Here is a 17782-nt window from a genome sequence, read left to right on the forward strand (position 1 = left end):
GGTCAGGCCGGGTCAACGGGCTCGGTGGCCGTCCCACATCATGGAGTCGGCGGTTCGCGGAGCTGGACACGGGGCACTTCTTTGCGCCGCGCAAAGAAGTGTCGAGGCGCTCGGTCGTGTCAACCGCGTCCGCGTGCTGGGACGACTTAATTCACCGCCGCGCAATGTTGTGGCCGACACCCGTGGCTGCCCATCGTGAAGTGCGAACGCATTCCCACGAGAGGACACCGTGATGACCGCACAGCTTTCCGACACGATCACCGTCCACCGGCTCGGCGCGGGCATCGGCGCGCGGATCGGCGGCGTCCGGCTGGGCGGCGACCTGTCCGAGGGCGCCGTCGCGACCGTCCGGGACGCGCTGCTGGCCCACAAGGTGGTGTTCTTCCGCGGCCAGGAGCACCTGGACGACGACGGCCAGCTCGCCTTCGCCCGGCTGCTCGGCGAGCCGACGCTGGCCCACCCGACCGTCAAGGGCCGCGAGCACGCCAACGTGCTGCCGATCGACTCCGACTACGGCAAGGCCAACAGCTGGCACACCGACGTCACGTTCGTCGACCGCGTGCCCGCGATCAGCATCCTGCGCGCGGTCGAGCTGCCGCCCTACGGGGGCAACACGGTGTGGGCCAACACGGTGCGCGCCTACGAGGAGCTGCCGCCGGCGTTGAAGGCGTTGGTGGACCGGCTGTGGGCGGTGCACAGCAACGTCTACGACTACGCCGGGCACGTGGACTCGACCCGCATCGGCGGGGTGGACGTGAAGGAGGAGTCCTACCGCGACGAGTTCGAGTCGCAGCGCTACGAGACCGAGCACCCGGTCGTGCGCGTGCACCCGGAGACCGGCGAGCGGGCGTTGCTGCTGGGCCACTTCGTCAAGCGGATCGTGGGGCTGACGAACGCCGAGTCGCAGTCGGTCCACCGACTGCTCCAGGACCGGGTGACCAGGCTGGAGAACACGGTGCGCTGGCAGTGGGCCGACGGCGACGTGGCGATCTGGGACAACCGCGCCACCCAGCACTACGGCGTCGCCGACTACGACGACGCGCGCCGCCGTCTGCACCGCATCACCATCGCGGGTGACGTCCCGGTCAGCGTGGACGGCGTCACGAGCACCACGGTGGTCGGCGACGCGGCCCACTTCTCCGCGCTCTGACCGCTCCCGCCCCGACCGCCGCCCGCCGGGGCGCGTCCGGCCCCCGGCGGACCGCCGGGCCGGGCGGGGACGGCACCCCCACCCGGCCCGGCGGCCGCGGACCGGTGGACTACGGCTTGTCCGCGACCTTGATCGAGCCGTCGATGATCTGCGCCTTGAAGCCTTCGAGGATGCCCTGCAGCTTCGCGTCGACCTTGCCGCCCGACGTGGCGTACCCGACGCCGTCCACCTTGAGGTCGAAGACCTTCGGCAGCGACGCCAGGTCGTTGCGCGCGGCGGCGCTGAAGAAGTCGTACACCGCCACGTCGACGCGCTTGAGGCTCGACGCGACGATGACGTCCCGGGTGTCCGCGAGCGAGGGCTGGTTGTACTGGTCGGCGTCGCACCCGATCGCCAGCACACCCGCCTGCTTGACCGCGGAGAAGACGCCGATGCCGGACGCGCCGGCGGCGGGGTAGAGGACGTCCGCGCCCTTCTCGATGAGGCCCTTCGCGGTCTCCAGCCCCTTCGCCGGGTCCTGGAAGCCGGTGAAGTCGGTGGCCGGGGTGATGTACTTCTTCTCGACCACGATGTTCGGCGCGGCGGCCTTCGCGCCCTGCGCGTAGCCGGCCTCGAACTTGTGGATCAGCGGGATGTCCACGCCGCCGACGAACCCGACGTGGCACTTCTTGCTCTGGTACGCGGCCACGACACCGGCGAGGAACGCGCCCTCCTGCTCGGCGAAGACCAGCGGCGTGACGTTGGCCGCGCCCTCCACCGCCGAGTCGACCAGACCGAACCGGACCTCCGGGAACTCCGGCGCGACGACCTTCAGCGACTCGGTGTAGGCGAAGCCGACGCCGACGATCGGGTTGAAGCCCTCGCGCGCGAGCTGGCGCAGGCGGGACTGCTTCACCGACTCGTCCTCGTTCGGCGAGGCGGAGAGCTCGCGGGTGTTCTCCTTGCGCACGCCGAAGTCCGCGATGGCCCGGTCGAACCCGGCGGCGGCGAGGTCGTTGAACGACGCGTCGCCACGGCCGCCGATGTCGTAGGCCAGACCGATCTTCAGCGCGCTGCCGTCGACCTTCACTCCGTCGGCCTCGGTGGTGCCGGTGTTCGAGGTGGCGGGCGCGCCGGGCGGCGTCGCGAACTCGCAAGCGGCGCCGGTGGCGGTCGACCCGGTGCTGCTGCCACCGGAGTCCTTCGCGCACGCGCTCACCACCAGGAGGCCGGTCAGCGCGAGCGCGACGACAGCGGTGCCACGGACAGGACGGCGCACGGCTCGTTCCCTCCCAGTTCTTCGGGCGGACACTTCCCCTGGTGGGTCGTGTCAGCGCTTGCGCGACGGACCGTACCTGCTCGACGCGACCGTTCGGACGAGCGTTCATCTGCTGGGAAGGGCTCGGCCGGTCGACGGTCGGGCGACCGCCTCCGTGCTACTGGTCGGTAACATATGGTCGGCATATCGGGAACCGCATACGTGCCGGCAACGCCGCTTCGCCTTGACTGGCGCCATGACCGACCGCGAACCGGCACTGCCGTCGGCCCGCCGCACCCGATCACCGGCGCCCCGGTCCTCCCCGCCCGGCCCGCCGCTGGGCATCACGGTGTACGGCTGCGGACCGGACGAAGCCGTCCTGTTCCGCGAGCTGGCGCCTCGCTTCGGCGTGGCGCCGACCATCACCGGGGAGGCGGTGTCCACGGCCAACGCGGCACTGGCCTCGGGGAACCGGTGCGTGAGTGTGGGCCACAAGACCCGGATCACCAACCCGACCCTGCTCGCGCTCAGCCAAGTCGGTGTGGCCTACCTCTCCACGAGGAGCATCGGCGACGACCACATCGACGTGGCCTACGCGGCGAGCGTCGGCATCACCGTCGGGACCGTCGAGTACTCGCCCCACAGCGTGGCCGACTACACGGTGATGTTGATGCTGATGGCGGTGCGGAACGCGGGGTCCGTCCTCAGGCGCGCGGATGCCCACGACTACAGGTTGCCCGACCTGCCCGGGCGGGAACTGCGCGACCTGACCGTCGGGGTGGTCGGCACGGGCCGCATCGGCGCCGCGGTCGTCGACCGGCTGCGGGGCTTCGGGTGTCGGCAGCTGGCCCACGACGTCCGACCCGGGTCGTCGGCCGAGCACGTGCCGCTCGACGAACTGCTCCGGCAGAGCGACGTCGTCACGCTCCACACGCCGCTCACCGCGGCCACGCGCCACCTGTTGAACCGCCGGCGCATCGAGCGGATGAAGCACGGCGCGTTCGTCGTCAACACCGGGCGGGGTGGGCTGATCGACACCGACGCGCTCCTCCCCGCCTTGGAGAGCGGCCGGTTGGGCGGCGCGGCGCTGGACGTGCTCGAAGGGGAGGAGGGGATCTTCTACGCCGACCGCCGGAACCGGCCCCTCGACCACGAGCACCTGTCGCGGTTGCGGCGACTGCCGAACGTGGTGATCACACCGCACACCGCCTACCACACCGACCACGCGCTCCGCGACACCGTGGCGAACTCCCTCATCAACTGTCGTGACTTCGAGAGCAGAAAGCAGCACTGGATATGAAGATCGGCATCGTGTTCGGGGGTCGCTCCGAAGAGCACTCCGTCTCCGTCAAATCCGCCCGGGAGGTGGCCAAGCACCTCGACACCGACAAGTACGAGCCGTTCTACGTGGGGATCACCCGGAGCGGCGCCTGGCGGCTCTGCGACGGTCCGGAACCGGGGTGGGAGAACGGCGGTTCCCGCCCGGTCGTGCTGTCGCCGGACCGCGACGCGCGGGGACTGCTGGTGCTGGAGGAGGGGCGGTACCGGACGATCGAACTGGACGTGGTGCTGCCCGTCCTGCACGGCAGGCTCGGCGAGGACGGCGCGACGCAGGGCCTGCTGGAGCTCTCCGGCATCCCCTACGCGGGCTGCGACGTGCAGAGCTCCGCCCTGTGCATGGACAAGTCCCTCGCCTACCTCGTCGCCCGCGCCGCGGGGATCGCCACGCCGGACTTCAGGGTCGTCGAGAAGGACGAGCGGGTCGAACCCGACCGGCTGTCCTACCCGGTGTTCGTGAAGCCGGCCCGTTCGGGATCGTCCTTCGGCGTCAGCGAGGTGACCCGGCCGGAGGACTTGGCGGACGCGGTGGAGACCGCGAGGCAGTACGACTCGAAGGTGGTGCTGGAGCGGGCCGTCGTCGGCAGCGAGGTCGGCTGCGCCATCCTGGGCGACGCGGCGGACCCGGTCGCCGGCGAGGTGGACCGGATCGCGCTCTCGCACGGCTTCTTCCGGATCCACCAGGAGAGCGAGCCGGAGAGCGGCTCCGAGAACTCGACGGCGATCGTCCCGGCCGACATCCCGGCCGAGGCGCGCGCGCTCGTCCAGGAGACCGCGAAGACCGTGTACCGCGCTCTCGGCTGCCGGGGACTGGCTCGGGTGGACATGTTCCTGACGGAGGACGGGACGGTGGTCCTCAACGAGGTCAACACCCTGCCCGGCCTGACCTCGTACAGCCGGTACCCGAGGATGATGGCGGCGGCCGGGATGCCGCTCGGCGAGGTGATCGACCGGGTCGTGTCGCTGGCCCTGGCCGGAGCGGCCCGGTGAACGACGACTTCGTCTTCCTCGACGAGTTCGTGCCCGGACTGCGCTGGGACGCCAAGTACGCCACCGGGGACAACTTCACCGGCGGACCCGTGGACGGCTACGCGGCGAACCGGGTCGTCGGCACGCGGGCGCTGGGCGCGGCCCTGCGGAGCGCGCAGGAGAAGGCCGCCACCCTGGGCTTCGGCCTGCTCGTCTGGGACGGCTACCGCCCGCAACGCGCGGTGGACCACTTCCTGCGCTGGACGCGGCAACCGGAGGACGGTCGGACGAAGCCGCGGCACTACCCGGCCATCGACCGCGCCGAGATGGTCGGGAAGGGGTACGTGGCCGCCAGGTCGGGCCACACCAGGGGCAGCGCGGTCGACCTGACGCTCTACCACCTGGCGACCGGTGAGCTCGCCGCCACGGGTGGCGGCCACGACCTGATGGACCCCGTCTCGCACCACGGCGCGACGGGGCTCACCCCGGTCGAGGCGGACAACCGCCGGCACCTCCGCTCGATCATGGAGGACTGCGGTTTCCGGTCGTACGACTGCGAGTGGTGGCACTACGCGCTGGCGGACGAGCCGTACCCGGACCGCTACTTCGACTTCCCCATCACGTCGACCTGAGCGTCACCGGTCCACCGGTCCACCGGTCACCGGTCGGTGGGCGGTGGCGCGAGGGGCAGCCGGACCGTGATGCGGAGCCCTCCGCCGGCTCGCGGGGCGAGGGTGAGCGTTCCGCCGTGGGCCTGGGCGATGCTCCGGACGATCGCCAGGCCGAGCCCGACGCCCGCGTGGTCGCTGCGCACGCGCTGGGTGCCGCGCTGGAACGGTTCGGTGAACGTCGAGACCACCTGCGGCGTGAGCTTCTCGCCGGTGTTCTCGACCGTGAGCACCGCCTTCGCGGGGTGGGCGCCGGTCGTGACCCGCACGGTGCCCCCTTCCGGCAGGTTGTGGACGATCGCGTTGTGCACGAGGTTCGTCGTCATCTGCAGCAGGAGCGCGTGCGAGCCGGCGGTGGGCGTCAGGTCGCCGGAGGTCTCGATGGTGAGGCCCCGCTTCTCCGCGAGGGGCAGGAGCGTCTCGGCGGCTTCCTCCGCTATCAGGGACAGGTCGACGTGCTCCTTGGTGAAGGACCGCTGGTTGGCGCGGCTGAGCAGGAGCAGCGCCTCGGTGAGGTCGATCGCCCGGGTGTTCACGAAGTGGAGGCGGTCGACGAGTTCGCCCGCGTCGCGGTCCGGGTCGTTGCGGGCGACGTCGAGGAGCGTCTGGGTGATCGCCAGCGGGGTGCGCAGCTCGTGCGACGCGTTGGCGGCGAACCGCTGCTGCTCGGCGTCGTGCGCCTCGATCCGCGCGAGCATGGTGTCGAAGGCGTCGGCGAGCTCGCGGAACTCGTCGTGGCGGCCCTCCAGCCCGATCCGGTGGGAGAGCGAGCCGTTCGCGGCCAGGCGGGTGGCGTGGGTGATGCGGGTCAGGGGCGCGAGCATGCTGCCGGCCAGCAGCCACCCGCCCAGCAGGCCGAACACCAGCAGGACCACCATCACCACGGCCGCCTTCGGCACGAAGGCGCGCTCCAGGGCGGTGCGGTCGGGCACCGACGGGCCGGGCGGCCACCTCCCCGGCAGGTCGGGGGCGATGACCTCGGGCACGTAGCGCAGCAGGAACACCCACACGACGGTGAGCAGCAGGCCGCCGGCGAGCATGAGGAACCCGGCGTAGCTGAGGGTGAGCTTGAGGCGGACGCTCAACCCGGGCTGCCTACCCACGGTCCCGTGCCCCACGCCCGTCGCCGGGCGCCGGGTCGATGCGGTAGCCGACGCCCGGCACGGTGGCGATGACCCAGGGTTCGCCGAGGCGCTTGCGCAGCGCGGAGACCGTGATCCGCACCGCGTTGGTGAAGGGGTCGGCGTTCTCGTCCCACGCCCGCTCCAGCAGCTCCTCGGCGCTGACGACACCCCCTTCGGCGGCGACGAGGACTTCGAGCACGGCGAACTGCTTCCTGGTCAGCGCCACGTACCGGCCGTCGCGGTAGACCTCGCGGCGGAACGGGTCCAGCCGCAGTCCCGCGATCTCCCGCACGGGCGGCCGGTTGTGCGCGCGCCTGCGGTCGAGCGCCCTGAGCCGCAGCACGAGCTCCCGCAGCTCGAACGGCTTGGTGAGGTAGTCGTCGGCGCCGAGCTCGAACCCGGAGGCCTTGTCGTCGAGCCGGTCGGCCGCGGTGAGCATGAGGATCGGCATGCCGCTGCCGGACGCGACGATGCTCTCGGCGACCTCGTCGCCGGACGGTCCGGGGATGTCGCGGTCGAGCACGGCGATGTCGTAGGAGTTGACGCCCAGCATCTCCAGCGCGGTGTCGCCGTCGCCGGCGATGTCGGCGGCGATCGCCTGCAGGCGCAGCCCGTCCCGGATCGCCTCGGCCAGGTAGGGCTCGTCCTCGACGACCAGCACGCGCATGCCCCGATGCTACGACCGGGCACATATCGTCGGCATATCCGAAAGCGCGAACGCGCCGGCAACACCGCGCCGGGTTGGTTCGGGGCATGCGCCTGAGCGAACCGACCCGAACCCGGAGGCCGGACCCCTCGGCCGGCCGGCGCGAGCAGGGCGCCGTCCCGCACCCCGTGACGGTCTTCGACGACGAGACCCCGGCCGTGGCCAACCTCCGGCCAGAGCTGCTCGGGGCCCTGCGCCGCGCCGCGACGGCCGCCGCGGCCGACGGGGTCGAGGTCCTCGTCAACGGCGGTTGGCGGTCCCCCGAGTACCAGGAGCGGCTGTTCCGGGAGGCGGTCGCGAAGTACGGCTCGGCAGGGGAAGCCGCCCGCTGGGTGGCGAGCCCCGGCACGTCGGCCCACGTGTCGGGGGACGCGGTCGACCTCGGGCCGCCCGCCGCCAGGGCGTGGCTGTCCGAGCACGGCGCCGAGCACGGCCTGTGCCAGGTCTACCGCAACGAGCCGTGGCACTACGAACTGCGTCCGGAGGCCGTCGTCGACGGCTGCCCGCCCATGTACGCCGACCCCACGCACGACCCGAGGATGCGGCCGTGAACCGGCTGCCCGCTCGCCGAGCCCGGCCGGGCGCCTCGGATCGCCGCCGTCAGCACCTCGTCCTCGGTCTTGGCGACGGCCGCGTTCGAGTCCGGGATGACGGCGACGGCCTGCGGCTTCCCCGAGGGCTGCGGCTCGATCGCGGGCGGGCTCTCCCGGAGTTCGCGGAGCACGTCCTTCAGCGCCTGTTCGAGGCTCTGCGGGTGGTCGAGCGCCGGGTCGTCCGCCGGCGCGACGACGCCCGCCTCGACCCGGACATCGGTGTGCCGGTCGTTCAGCGTGGCCTTGAAGACGACGTGGTCGAGGCCGTCCTCCGGCATGTCGATGGTGGACAGGTCGACGGAGACGCGGGGCTCGCCGGGACCCTCGCCGCCCAGGCCCAGCGCCGTCCGGTCGAGGTTGAACGGCGGTTCGCCCCCGCCACCGCCCGCGGTGCGCGCCGCGGCCGCCGCCCTGGCGAGGGCGACGGTGGCGTAGGCCGGTTGGGCCTTGGCCTTGAACCAGTCCTGCCGGCTGGTCGGCGGCGGCTTGCGCCGGCCGTCCAGGATGCGCTTCCCGGATCGTGAGCTGTTCGATGGCGTGCCTCGGGGTCGAGGACCTCAGGGCCTCCCGCGCCGCCGTGGTGCCCGACCTGGCCAGTTCCCGGACGATCCGGCAGCGCTCTTCGTGGTCGGGGCTCGCGTGGAACTCCGCCACGAGGAGCGGCACCGAGTCGCTCGACGCGGTGGGCGTCCAGCCCGGGAACCGCGCCGGCCGAGCTCGTCGCACAGGGCCGCGGCGCCCGTCAGGTCGGCCTCCGGCCACTCCTGCCGCAGCCGCCGGCACAGCAGCTCCACCACCTCGTCGCCGGGGCGAACCGCGCGACCAAGGCGCTCTTGCCCACCCCTCCGGGACCGTGCACCGCCACCACGGCCCCGCGGCCGACCGCTGCGGCGTCCAGCCGTGCCGGCTCGGCGACGCGACCGACGAACGCGCCCGGAGGCGACGGCCTCCGACCGACTCCCGGTGGGAGCGGGACCGATTCCACCGGCTGGTCCGCCGGCACGGCCGACACGTGACCGTGGACGGTCACGTTCCCGCCGGCCTGGATCACGGTCCACCCGCCGGACGCGTTTCCGGTCTGGCTCACCACTTCCGGCGAAACCCGGCCCTCGGAGCCGGTCACAGCTCACCCGACCCGCGAATGACGGCCGAACGGCCGGAACACGTCAACCGAATCCCATCGGGCGGCGCGCGGCAACGCAATTCCGCGGGCGACTCCGCCGCGTTGTCCGGCGCGGTGGCAAACGATGGACAGCAGCACTGGATGCGGAATATTTCCGGATTCACACTTCCGTGTCCGTGATCACTCCGGCAGGTCGGGTCAGCCGATCCGGTCGGTCCACTCGGCGACCGCCCGGTGGTAGCCCGGCGCGTTCGGCGAGAAGTTGAGCGAATGCCCGTAACCGGGGACGACATAGGCGTTCAGCCGGGCTTCGGGCGCGTAGAACCGCCCCTCCGACAGGCGCAGCGCCTCGCTGGACGAGCAGTCCGCGCCGAGCGGCGGGCCGCAGAAGTTCCCGTCGCGACCGCCCATGACGACCATGACCGGCACGGTGATGCGGCGTGACAGCGGGAGCAGTTCGCTGATCAGCACCGTGCTCACGGTTTCCAGCGGTGTGACGACGTCCTTGGTGGCCTCGTCGAAGTCGAGCGCGCCCCGCTCCGCCACGCCGGGGGAGTGGAACGACGAGTACCGGGAACCGGCGATCGTGGTCAGGTAGCCGAGGTCGAGGCCGCGCCCGACCGTCCGGGGGTCGAGCGTGGTCGGGATCAGGGTGGTGAACACCGGCACCGCGCCCGGCAGGTTGATCTGGTGGCTGAGGCCGGTGAGCACCACGCCGTCCACGTCGCGGTACGTGACCGCCTCGGTCGTGGCCACCGCCGAGCCGATCGAGTGGCCGACCAGCACGACCCGTTCGAACCGCGGCCGCAGCGACTGGATCACCGCGTGCACCGCCTTGGCCTGGGTGGAGAGGCCGAGCAGGACGCTCAACGGCTTGGAGCTGCGCCCGCTGCCGAGCCGGTCGACGGCGACGGTCGCGATGCCCGCCCGGTTCATCGCCTGCCGGTAGGACAGGTTCTCCGGGGAGTAGCCGATGTCCCAGTACGCGCTGTTGTACGTGCCACCGGGCACCAGCACCTGCAGCGTCGTGGCGCCCTCCGGCACGCACAACCGGCCGTACACGGAGTGCGCCGTCAACGCGACCGCCACCGGCACCCTCACGTCCTCGCACACGGCCGGCGCCGCGCCGGCCGTGCCGGGTGCGAGGCAGGTACCGGCGGCGACCAGCGCGACGGCGACGATCCGGCGCAAACGCGACCAACCCACGGGCAACGTCCTCCAACTCAATTTCGGGGAACCGCCGTCATCAGCATTCCGCTGGGGTACGCGGCGGAGGTGAACTTGACGCGCACCGGCTTGCCCGGCACGGGGACCAGCCGCCACCGCGCCGCCACGGTGGCGAGCGCGACGACGATCTCGGTCTGGGCGAACAGGTTCCCGACGCACTGGCGCGCGCCCGCGCCGAACGGGACGAACGCGCCCTTCGGGATCCGCCCGGCGCGTTCCGGGGTCCACCGGTCCGGGTCGAAGCGGTAGGGGTCCTCGAACGACACCGGGTCGTGGTGCAGGGCGTGCGGGCTGAAGATCACCTCGGCGCCCGCGGGCAGCGCCGCGTCGCCCAGTTCGACCGGCGTGAGGGTGCGCCGCATCAGGAACCACACCGGGTACATCCGCAGCACCTCGTTGGCGACCCGCTTGAGGTAGACCAGGTCGCCGACGTCGGCGAAGGTGGGTGTGCGGCCGCCGAGCACCTCGTCCACCTCGGCGTGCACGCGCCGCTCGACCTCCGGGTGCCGGGCGAGCTCGTGGAACGCCCAGGCCAGCGCCAGCGCGGTGGTCTCGACACCGCCGACGAGCAGCGTCATGACCTCGTCGTGGACCTGCTCGTCGGACATGCCCGCGCCGGTGTCCTGGTCCTGGGCCGTCAGCAGCACCGACAGCAGGTCGCCCCGGTCGACGCCGTCCTCCCGCCACCTGCGCACGACGTCGAGCACGATCGCCCGCATCCGCGCCACGGCCTCGTCGAACGCGCGGTTGCCCGGCAGGGGCAGCTTCTCGACGAACGACGGCGACAGCGCGCGGACCATGCCCTGCTTGAGCACGGTGAACAACGACCGGCGCACCTCGTCGACCGCGTGCCTGCCCAGTTCGGTGGAGAACAGCGCCTCGCCCACGATGGTGACGGCCAGCGCCTGGGTGTCCTCTTCGAGCACGCGCACCTGTCCGGGGCGCCAGCCGGCCGTCCAGTCGGCCGCGGCGCGCGCCATGGTGTCGACGTAGTGGGCGATGCGCCGCCGGTGGAAGGCGGGTTGCACCATCCGGCGCTGGCGCTGGTGGAACTCGCCGTTCGACGTGGCCAGCCCGTTGCCGAAGATCGGCTGGAACCTGTCGAACAAGGCGCCCTTCCTGAATGACGATCCCTTGGTGACGAGTAGTTCGTGGACTAATCGAGGGTTCGTCACAAAATAGGTGCGCATCGTTCCCAGGTCAATCCGGACGACATCGCCGTGATTCCGCAATAATGCGGTGAACAGCTGTCGGCGGCGCAGCATCGACACGGTGTGGCCGAGCACGGGAAGACGGCCCGGGGCTGCCGGGACGGGCATGTCCGCTCCTCGTCGCTGTTGACGGGACGGCCCACCATAGAAGCCGTTCGGGTGATAGTGACAGTGCCCGATCGGGTGACTATGCACACTCGGGTGGCGCAGTGTCGATACCGACCGCCTGGTTAGGATGATCCCCTCTTCCGAAAGGGGTGTTCGCAGTGGTGCAACGGGAGTGGATTCCCCAGAGCGTCGACGTTTCGGTGCCGAGCATGGCCCGCACGTACGATTACCTGCTGGGCGGCGCCCACAATTTCGCGGTCGACCGGGAACTCGCGGCGCAGGTCGAGCGGATCATGCCCGACGCCAGGTCCGCGGCCCGGGTGAACCGCGCCTTCCTCGGCCGGGCCGTCCGGCACATGATCGGGCAGGGCATCACCCAGTTCCTCGACATCGGCTCCGGCATCCCCACCGTCGCCAACGTGCACGAGGTTGCCCAGGCCGCGGACCCGACGTGCCGGGTCGTGTACGTCGACAAGGACCCGATCGCGGTGGCGCACAGCGAGCTGATGCTGGCGGACAACGACCACGCGGCCGTCGTGCACGCCGACATGCGCGACCCCGGGGCGATCCTCGACCACCCCGAGACCCGGCGGCTGCTCGACTTCGACCGGCCCGTCGGCCTGCTCGTGCTGATGATGCTGCACTGGGTGCCGGACGAGGCCGACCCGTGGGGGCTGATGTCGACCTACCGCGACGCGCTGGCGCCCGGCAGCCACCTGGCGATCACCCACGTCACCGCCGACAACCAGGACGAGAGCCTGACCGACGTGACGGACCTGATCAAGGACAGCCGCAGCGCCGACCAGCTCAATGAGCGCTCGCACGAGCAGGTGCTGGCGCTGTTCGGCGACTTCGAGGTGGTCGAGCCGGGCCTGGTCGGGTGCTCGGCGTGGCGGCCCGCCGGCCCCGGCGACATGTCCCAGACCCCGGGGATGAACATGGTCATCTACGGCGGAGTCGCCCGAAAACGATGATCCCGCACAACTTGCCCGTGCCCGAGCCCTCTCCGACGCCACCGGACGGCGCCCGCGCGCGGGACCTCCTCGCGGGCAAGTGGACCTACCTCCTGAGCGGTGTCGCGGCGACCGCCCTGACCACCGAGGAGCTGGGGCGCGAACTGCGCAACCGGCTCGACGCGCTGTGCTCGGTCCTGGCCGTCGACCCGTTCGACGCGGCGGCGGTCGAGCGGATCGGCGAGGAGGTCGTCGCGACCGGGTACGTCGGCGAGGACGGACTGCGCCGCACCGTCGAGGTCCTCGGCAAGGGGCTCGCGTCGCTGCCCGAGTTCCAGCCGGTCGACGCCCACGCGGACCGGCTGGCGCTCGCGATCGGCGCGCTGGCCACCGGTTTCCTCACCGCGAACCGGCGCGCCGTGTTCGAGCAGCAGGAACGCATGCAGCTGTCGCTGCTCAAGGCCGTGCGCGACGCCAAGTGGAACCTGAAGGAGAGCGAAGCCAGGTTCGACGAGGTCGTCACGTCGTCGGCGAGCGGCGTCCTGATCGCCGACCCGGCCGGCCTGCTCGTGCGCGCCAACGCCGCCATCGGCGAGATCCTCGGCCGCACGGTCGCGGAGCTGACCGGGACGAGCCTGTTCGACCTCGTGCACCCCGACACGGTCGGGATGCTGCGCGAGGGGATGCGCGCCGTGGTCGAGGGCGCGCAGGACCGGGTCCGGCAGTCGCAGCGGCTGCTGCGCCAGGACGGCGACGTCGCCCGGATCTCGCTGACCGCGTCGCTGGTGGGTGACGCCGGCGACGCGTCGAGCCACTTCGTCGTGGTCGTCGAGGACGGCACCGAGCTGGTGCTGCTGCAGAACGAGCTGAACCGGCAGGCGCTGCACGACGTGCTCACCGGCCTGCCGAACCGCCAGTTCTTCAGCACCCACCTGGAGAGCGCGGTGCGGCGGGCCGACCCCGCGCACGGCCTGACGCTGATGCACCTGGACCTCGACGCGTTGGGCATGGTGTGCGACAGCCTCGGCCGCCGCGCCGGGGAACGGCTGCTGGTGCACGTCGCGCAGCGGTTGAAGTCGTTGGTGGCGCGGGAGAAGGCGATGGTCGCCCGGCTCGACGGCGACGAGTTCGGCATCCTCGTGGAGAACACGGCGACGACGCCGGACATCGCCACCATCGCCACCGCCGTCAACCGGGAGCTGGCCGAACCCCTGTACGTCGACGGGCACGGCCTGGCGCTCTCCACCTCGATCGGCGTCGCGCGAGGCGGTCGCGACGACGACCCGGCCGAGCTGCTGCGCGCGGCCGACCAGGCCTTGCGGCGGGCCAGGACGCGGCGGCGCGGGCAGTGGGAGGTGTTCGACCCGGAGCGGGACGTCGCGGAGCGGTCGACGCACGCGCTGGCCGTCGGCATGCCGGGCGCGTGGGAGAGGGGCGAGATCGCCGTCCACTACCGGCCCGTGACGCGGCTGGCGGACGGCGGCGTGGCGGGGGTGGAGGCGGTGCTGCGCTGGGAGCGGCCGGGAGGACCGCTCGGGCACGAGGAGTGCCTCGGGCTCGCCGAGCGGACGGGTCTCGTCCTGCCGCTGGGGGAGTGGCTGCTCGGCGGCGCGGCCGGTCAGGTCCACTGGTGGCGCCGGCGCAACGGCTTCGCCTCGCCGTTGACCGTGGCGCTGACCGCGCACCAGGCGTGCGACGCCGACCTCGTGCCGCGGGTGGTGCGGGTGCTGGACACCGCCGGGCTGCCGGCGGACCGGTTGGTGGTCGGCATCCCGGCGCGGGTGGCGAGGGTGGCCGAGGCGGTGGACAACCTCTCCGTGCTGGCCGAGATGGGCGTGCGCACGGCGCTGGAGGACTTCGCCCTGGGGCCGGACGACTTCACCGCCGCGCGGGACCTCGGTGTGCGGGTCATCCGGGTGGCCAAGCGCTTCACCGATCTCGGGGACACGGCGAACGCAGGCTATGCGAACGCCCTGACCGCGGCTCTGCGCGACACGGGCGCGGTCGTCGCGGTCTGCGGTGTCACCACCGCGGACCAGGCCGCCTGGTGGCGGGAGGCCGGCGCGGAGCTGGCCACCGGTCCGCTCTTCGGTCCCGACGACTCCGCCGCCGCCTTCCAGGCGACGCTCGCGCCGAGGTCGTCGCCGTAGGGCCACCCCGCCCTGCTGCCGGAGTCCGGTGATCACCCCCGGCCGGGGCGGCTGCCGCACGCCGCGCCGCCCGACCTGGCCGGGACCCGGCGGATCCCGCGGTCGCCGCACCCCGCACCCCGCACCACAACACGACCGCCGGCACGTGCCGCACTCGGTGCGGACGGCACGTTGCGTCTCGCGCGCCCGCTCGACAATCGACGGCGAAAGGCCGTCCGGTGTTTTGTGGAGAAGCGCTCCTGCCCGTGCCGGCAATTCGCGGCATGGCTGTTCGGGGTCTTGCTGATCGCCACCCGGTTCGTTTCACGATGTTTTCGCCCTTCTGCGTCAACTGACCTTGTCGGTTCGCGTTCTCGCTGGTAGAAGGCCTGCCCCTGAGGTACGTGCGGCGCGGTCGACCGCAGGATTGCGGGTAAGCGCCGGTCGACTTATTGCGGTTGCCAAGCCGGTGAATCGTGGTCATCATGTGCGAGTATCGAGCCCCATTGGTCCGCGGAGGAACGCGATCACGATGATCGCGGGCACTGTGCCGGACTCTTCACCAAGATGTGTCGGATCTTGTCCCGGGCCGGTCGGGATTCGCGTGCGGGGTCGCCCGGAAATCCAGGATGGAGACCCCTGGTTCCCGGGACGCCGGGCTCGACAGGCTGCACCAGGACACGAGCGAAACCGGAGGAAGAGCCGATGACCGCACCCACCGAAGACCGAGGGCAGCTCTCGCACCCCGTCCTGGGCGACCTGGCCGAGTGGTACGAGGTGTTCCGCCTGTACGCGGCGACCGCGCCGGCCGGCAACCCCCACTTCACCGGCGCCCACGCCACCGCCGCGGTGGTCGGCCCGGAACGGGTCGCCGAGGGTCTGGTCTGGTTCGAGTCCCGCTACGGGCCGGTGGCCGAAGCCGGGCTCCTGCCGGACCTCAAGACGATGCGCGCGGCGCTGGGCCTGGGCATCATGGCGGACGTGGGGGTCGACGTGCACCGGCACTCGCACGTCGCGGGCGACGACGGCGGGACCGCGCTGCCCGTCGGCGAGGGCGACGTCACCGCGTTCGCCGGCGCGGCGGTGCCGGACGTCGTGGAGTTCGTCTACCGGGACGTCGTGCGGTACGACGAGGGCTCGCCGTGCCACAACTTCTGGCACTGGCTCAACGGCACGTCGTGAGGTCGCGCGGGGGCGGGGTGGGTCGGCTCGTAGCAGGGGGACGTGTGGTGGACAGGGCGTCAGGGGACAAGGGGAACAGACGCGGGAACCGGGTGCTGCTCCTGGCCCGGCTGCTCGCGGTCGGCGCGGTCGGGCTGGTCGCGGCGGCGGTGGCGTTGCGCCTGGGTGGCGCCGCCCCTCCGTCGCACCCGCACAGCTGGTTCATCGCGGTCGTGTACTGCCTGCTCGGTGAACGGGTCGTCGCCCACGCGCAGCGCAACCCGGTGGGGTGGTGCCTGCTCGCGACCGGCGTGAGCGGCGCGCTGGCCGCCGGGGCGACGGTGCTGCCGGACCAGCGCTGGCTGGCGTGGGTGAGCGCCTGGTCGTGGTGGCCGACCTACTCGTTGCTGCCGGTCGTGCTCCTGCTGTTCCCCACGGGTCGGCCGCCCGGCCGGCGCTGGTGGGTCGCCGTCGGGATCGCGGCGGTCGGCGTGCTCCTGCCCGCCGTCGGGCTCGGGTGGGCGGCCTGGGGTGATCCGGCCGAGTTCTGGCACCAGGTCTTCGCCGGCACCGCGCGCCGGGGCGTGCCGGTGGCGGTCGCGGCGGTCGGGTTCGCCTCGTTCGTGGTGGCGATGTGCGCCGCGATGGCGTCGCTGGCGGTGCGCGGGTGGCGGACCCCGGGAGGGGCGCAGCGCCGCGTGGTGTGGTGGGTGCTGGCCGGCTCGCTCGTCTTCGTGCCCGCGCTGGGGCTCGAGCTGGCGTTCGGGGAGGCGTGGGGAGCCTGGCTGGTCGCGGCGGCGGCGTTCCCGGTGGCAGTGGTGATCGCGATCATGCGCTACGGGTTGTACGACATCGAGCTGATCCTGCACCGCACCCTGCTGTACGGGTTCCTCGGTGTGCTGCTCATCGGCGTCTACTCCACCGTCGTGCTGATCACCACGACGAGGGCGCCCACCCAGGGGAACGTGATCGCCACCGTCGTGGTCGTCGCGTCGCTCGCGCCCCTGCACAAGGTGCTGCTGCGAGCGGTGAACCGCGCGTTGTACGGCGCGCGGTCCGACCCGTACCGGGCGTTGGTCGAACTCGGCCGGACCCTGGCGCACCCCATGCGCCAGCACGAGCTGCTGCCGGCGGTGGTGTCGTGGGTGGGCAAGGGCCTGAAGCTGCCGTACGTGGCGGTGCACCTGGACCTCCGCGACTCCGCGCCGTCGGCCGTGCACGGCGCGGAGACCGGGTCGACCAGGCACTCGGTGGTGCTCCGGCACCAGGGCCGCAAGATCGGGCTGCTCGTGGCCGAGGCCCGCGCGAGGGGCGAGGTGCTCGGCCGGCGGGACGTGCGGCTGCTGGAGGACATGGCCGGGCAGGCCGCGCCGGCGGTGCACTCGGCGCGGATGGCGCTGGCGCTGCGCGAGGCCGACGCCCGGTTCGAGCGCGAGCGGCGGGAAGAGCTGCGCCGGATCAGCAACGACCTGCACGACTACATCGGGCCGAGCGTGGTGGGCATCGGCAAGCAGATGGGCGTGGCGCTGCGGACGTTGGAGCCGGCCGACGCCCGCGCCCGCACGCTGATCGCGGAAGCGTTGGTGGACCTGGAGACGCTCACCGGCACCGTGCGCCGGGTCGTGCGCAACGCCCGGGCGCTCGACCTCGGGCCCAACCTGACCCAGGCGGTCCGCCGGCGCGCGGAGAGCATCGCGGACGGCTTGCAGGTCCAGGTGACCCCGACGGGGCGGCTCGACGACGTGCCGCCCGTGGTGGGGCGCGCCGCGTTCCTCATCGCCGGCGAGGCCATGCTCAACGTCGTCCGCCACGCGAACGCCTCGCGGTGCCACATCTCCTTGAACCGGACGGGTTCCGGGCTCGAGGTGAGCGTGGTCGACGACGGCCGGGGACTGCCGGACGAACTCCCGTTCGGGATCGGGCTGGCGTCCATGAAGGAGCGCTGCAAGGCGCTCGGGGGCGTGTTCTCCGTCGACCAGCTCACCCCCGGCACCCGCATCACCGCCCACATCCCCTTCGAACCGAGTTGAGCGGGGTGCGCGGCGCGGCGCCGACGAAGCCGCCGCGCCGCGCACCCGCTGGGAG

General features: G+C 72.3%; 15 protein-coding genes. 9 read left to right on the forward strand and 6 right to left on the reverse strand.

Annotation, left to right across the window (positions count from 1 at the left end; all coding sequences use genetic code 11):
* Positions 1–232: 232 nt before the first annotated feature.
* On the forward strand, positions 233–1150 hold the full coding sequence (locus EDD40_RS38180; protein ID WP_123747191.1) for a TauD/TfdA dioxygenase family protein: 918 nt from the start codon (positions 233–235) through the stop codon (positions 1148–1150).
* Between the two features lie 109 nt (positions 1151–1259).
* On the opposite strand, the gene EDD40_RS38185 is transcribed toward EDD40_RS38180, so the two are convergent.
* Positions 1260–2408, reverse strand: coding sequence for a BMP family lipoprotein (locus EDD40_RS38185; protein WP_123747192.1), 1149 nt, complete (start codon positions 2406–2408; stop codon positions 1260–1262).
* Positions 2409–2643: 235 nt separating this feature from the next.
* Here EDD40_RS38185 and EDD40_RS38190 point away from each other — a divergent pair, with 235 nt between their 5' ends.
* From EDD40_RS38190 to vanX, 3 genes are read left to right on the forward strand one after another with little or no spacing between them, the layout of a single operon-like run.
* Positions 2644–3687: a D-isomer specific 2-hydroxyacid dehydrogenase family protein gene (locus EDD40_RS38190; RefSeq protein WP_123747193.1), complete on the forward strand. Its 1044-nt coding sequence runs from the start codon at positions 2644–2646 to the stop codon at positions 3685–3687.
* A complete protein-coding gene (vanA, locus tag EDD40_RS38195) occupies positions 3684–4715 on the forward strand; it encodes a D-alanine--(R)-lactate ligase (RefSeq protein ID WP_123747194.1) in 1032 nt (343 codons plus the stop codon). Before EDD40_RS38190 ends, vanA begins: the two co-directional genes overlap by 4 nt.
* Positions 4712–5326, forward strand: a complete 615-nt coding sequence (gene vanX / locus EDD40_RS38200) for a D-Ala-D-Ala dipeptidase VanX (protein WP_123747195.1) — start codon at positions 4712–4714, stop codon at positions 5324–5326. The genes vanA and vanX overlap by 4 nt, the downstream gene beginning before the upstream one ends.
* A 26-nt stretch (positions 5327–5352) precedes the next feature.
* On the opposite strand, the gene EDD40_RS38205 is transcribed toward vanX, so the two are convergent.
* Complete coding sequence (locus EDD40_RS38205; protein WP_123748593.1) at positions 5353–6465, reverse strand: sensor histidine kinase; 1113 nt, start codon at positions 6463–6465, stop codon at positions 5353–5355.
* On the reverse strand, positions 6458–7153 hold the full coding sequence (locus tag EDD40_RS38210) for a response regulator transcription factor (RefSeq protein ID WP_123747196.1): 696 nt from the start codon (positions 7151–7153) through the stop codon (positions 6458–6460). Before EDD40_RS38210 ends, EDD40_RS38205 begins: the two co-directional genes overlap by 8 nt.
* 86 nt (positions 7154–7239) lie before the next feature.
* Here EDD40_RS38210 and EDD40_RS38215 point away from each other — a divergent pair, with 86 nt between their 5' ends.
* Entirely contained in the window at positions 7240–7743 is a 504-nt protein-coding gene (locus tag EDD40_RS38215; RefSeq protein ID WP_123747197.1) for a M15 family metallopeptidase, read from the forward strand.
* On the opposite strand, the gene EDD40_RS38220 is transcribed toward EDD40_RS38215, so the two are convergent.
* From EDD40_RS38220 to EDD40_RS38235, 3 genes are all read right to left on the reverse strand, one after another.
* Positions 7659–8063, reverse strand: coding sequence for a hypothetical protein (locus EDD40_RS38220; protein ID WP_123747198.1), 405 nt, complete (start codon positions 8061–8063; stop codon positions 7659–7661). The two genes, EDD40_RS38215 and EDD40_RS38220, sit on opposite strands and share 85 nt — an antisense overlap.
* 1043 nt (positions 8064–9106) lie before the next feature.
* Positions 9107–10114, reverse strand: coding sequence for an alpha/beta hydrolase (locus EDD40_RS38230; RefSeq protein WP_246038191.1), 1008 nt, complete (start codon positions 10112–10114; stop codon positions 9107–9109).
* A gap of 17 nt (positions 10115–10131) precedes the next feature.
* Positions 10132–11454 carry a cytochrome P450 gene (locus EDD40_RS38235; protein WP_123747201.1) on the reverse strand — a complete coding sequence of 441 codons (1323 nt, stop codon included), beginning with the start codon at positions 11452–11454 and terminating at the stop codon, positions 10132–10134.
* Between the two features lie 158 nt (positions 11455–11612).
* Between EDD40_RS38235 and EDD40_RS38240 the strand changes: the two genes are divergently transcribed.
* The 4 genes from EDD40_RS38240 to EDD40_RS38255 all read left to right on the forward strand — a co-directional run bounded on the left by EDD40_RS38240 (position 11613) and on the right by EDD40_RS38255 (position 17727).
* A complete protein-coding gene (locus EDD40_RS38240) occupies positions 11613–12428 on the forward strand; it encodes an SAM-dependent methyltransferase (protein WP_425471306.1) in 816 nt (271 codons plus the stop codon).
* Positions 12429–12445: 17 nt separating this feature from the next.
* Positions 12446–14557, forward strand: coding sequence for a putative bifunctional diguanylate cyclase/phosphodiesterase (locus EDD40_RS38245; protein WP_246038199.1), 2112 nt, complete (start codon positions 12446–12448; stop codon positions 14555–14557).
* A 684-nt stretch (positions 14558–15241) separates the two neighbouring features.
* Positions 15242–15718, forward strand: coding sequence for a hypothetical protein (locus EDD40_RS38250; protein WP_123747204.1), 477 nt, complete (start codon positions 15242–15244; stop codon positions 15716–15718).
* 92 nt (positions 15719–15810) lie between these two features.
* A complete protein-coding gene (locus EDD40_RS38255; RefSeq protein ID WP_123747205.1) occupies positions 15811–17727 on the forward strand; it encodes a sensor histidine kinase in 1917 nt (638 codons plus the stop codon).
* Positions 17728–17782: the final 55 nt, after the last annotated feature.

It is taken from the genome of Saccharothrix texasensis (assembly GCF_003752005.1).
GTDB classification, from domain to species: Bacteria; Actinomycetota; Actinomycetes; order Mycobacteriales; family Pseudonocardiaceae; genus Actinosynnema; species Actinosynnema texasense.

Coding starts and splice junctions, on each gene's coding strand:
- EDD40_RS38250 (WP_123747204.1), top strand. CDS start 15,242: ATGACCGCACCCACCGAAGACCGAGGGCAGCTCTCGCACCCCGTCCTG.
- EDD40_RS38190 (WP_123747193.1), top strand. CDS start 2,644: ATGACCGACCGCGAACCGGCACTGCCGTCGGCCCGCCGCACCCGATCA.
- EDD40_RS38210 (WP_123747196.1), bottom strand. CDS start 7,153: ATGCGCGTGCTGGTCGTCGAGGACGAGCCCTACCTGGCCGAGGCGATC.
- EDD40_RS38220 (WP_123747198.1), bottom strand. CDS start 8,063: ATGCCGGAGGACGGCCTCGACCACGTCGTCTTCAAGGCCACGCTGAAC.
- vanA (WP_123747194.1), top strand. CDS start 3,684: ATGAAGATCGGCATCGTGTTCGGGGGTCGCTCCGAAGAGCACTCCGTC.
- EDD40_RS38215 (WP_123747197.1), top strand. CDS start 7,240: ATGCGCCTGAGCGAACCGACCCGAACCCGGAGGCCGGACCCCTCGGCC.
- EDD40_RS38180 (WP_123747191.1), top strand. CDS start 233: ATGACCGCACAGCTTTCCGACACGATCACCGTCCACCGGCTCGGCGCG.
- EDD40_RS38235 (WP_123747201.1), bottom strand. CDS start 11,454: ATGCCCGTCCCGGCAGCCCCGGGCCGTCTTCCCGTGCTCGGCCACACC.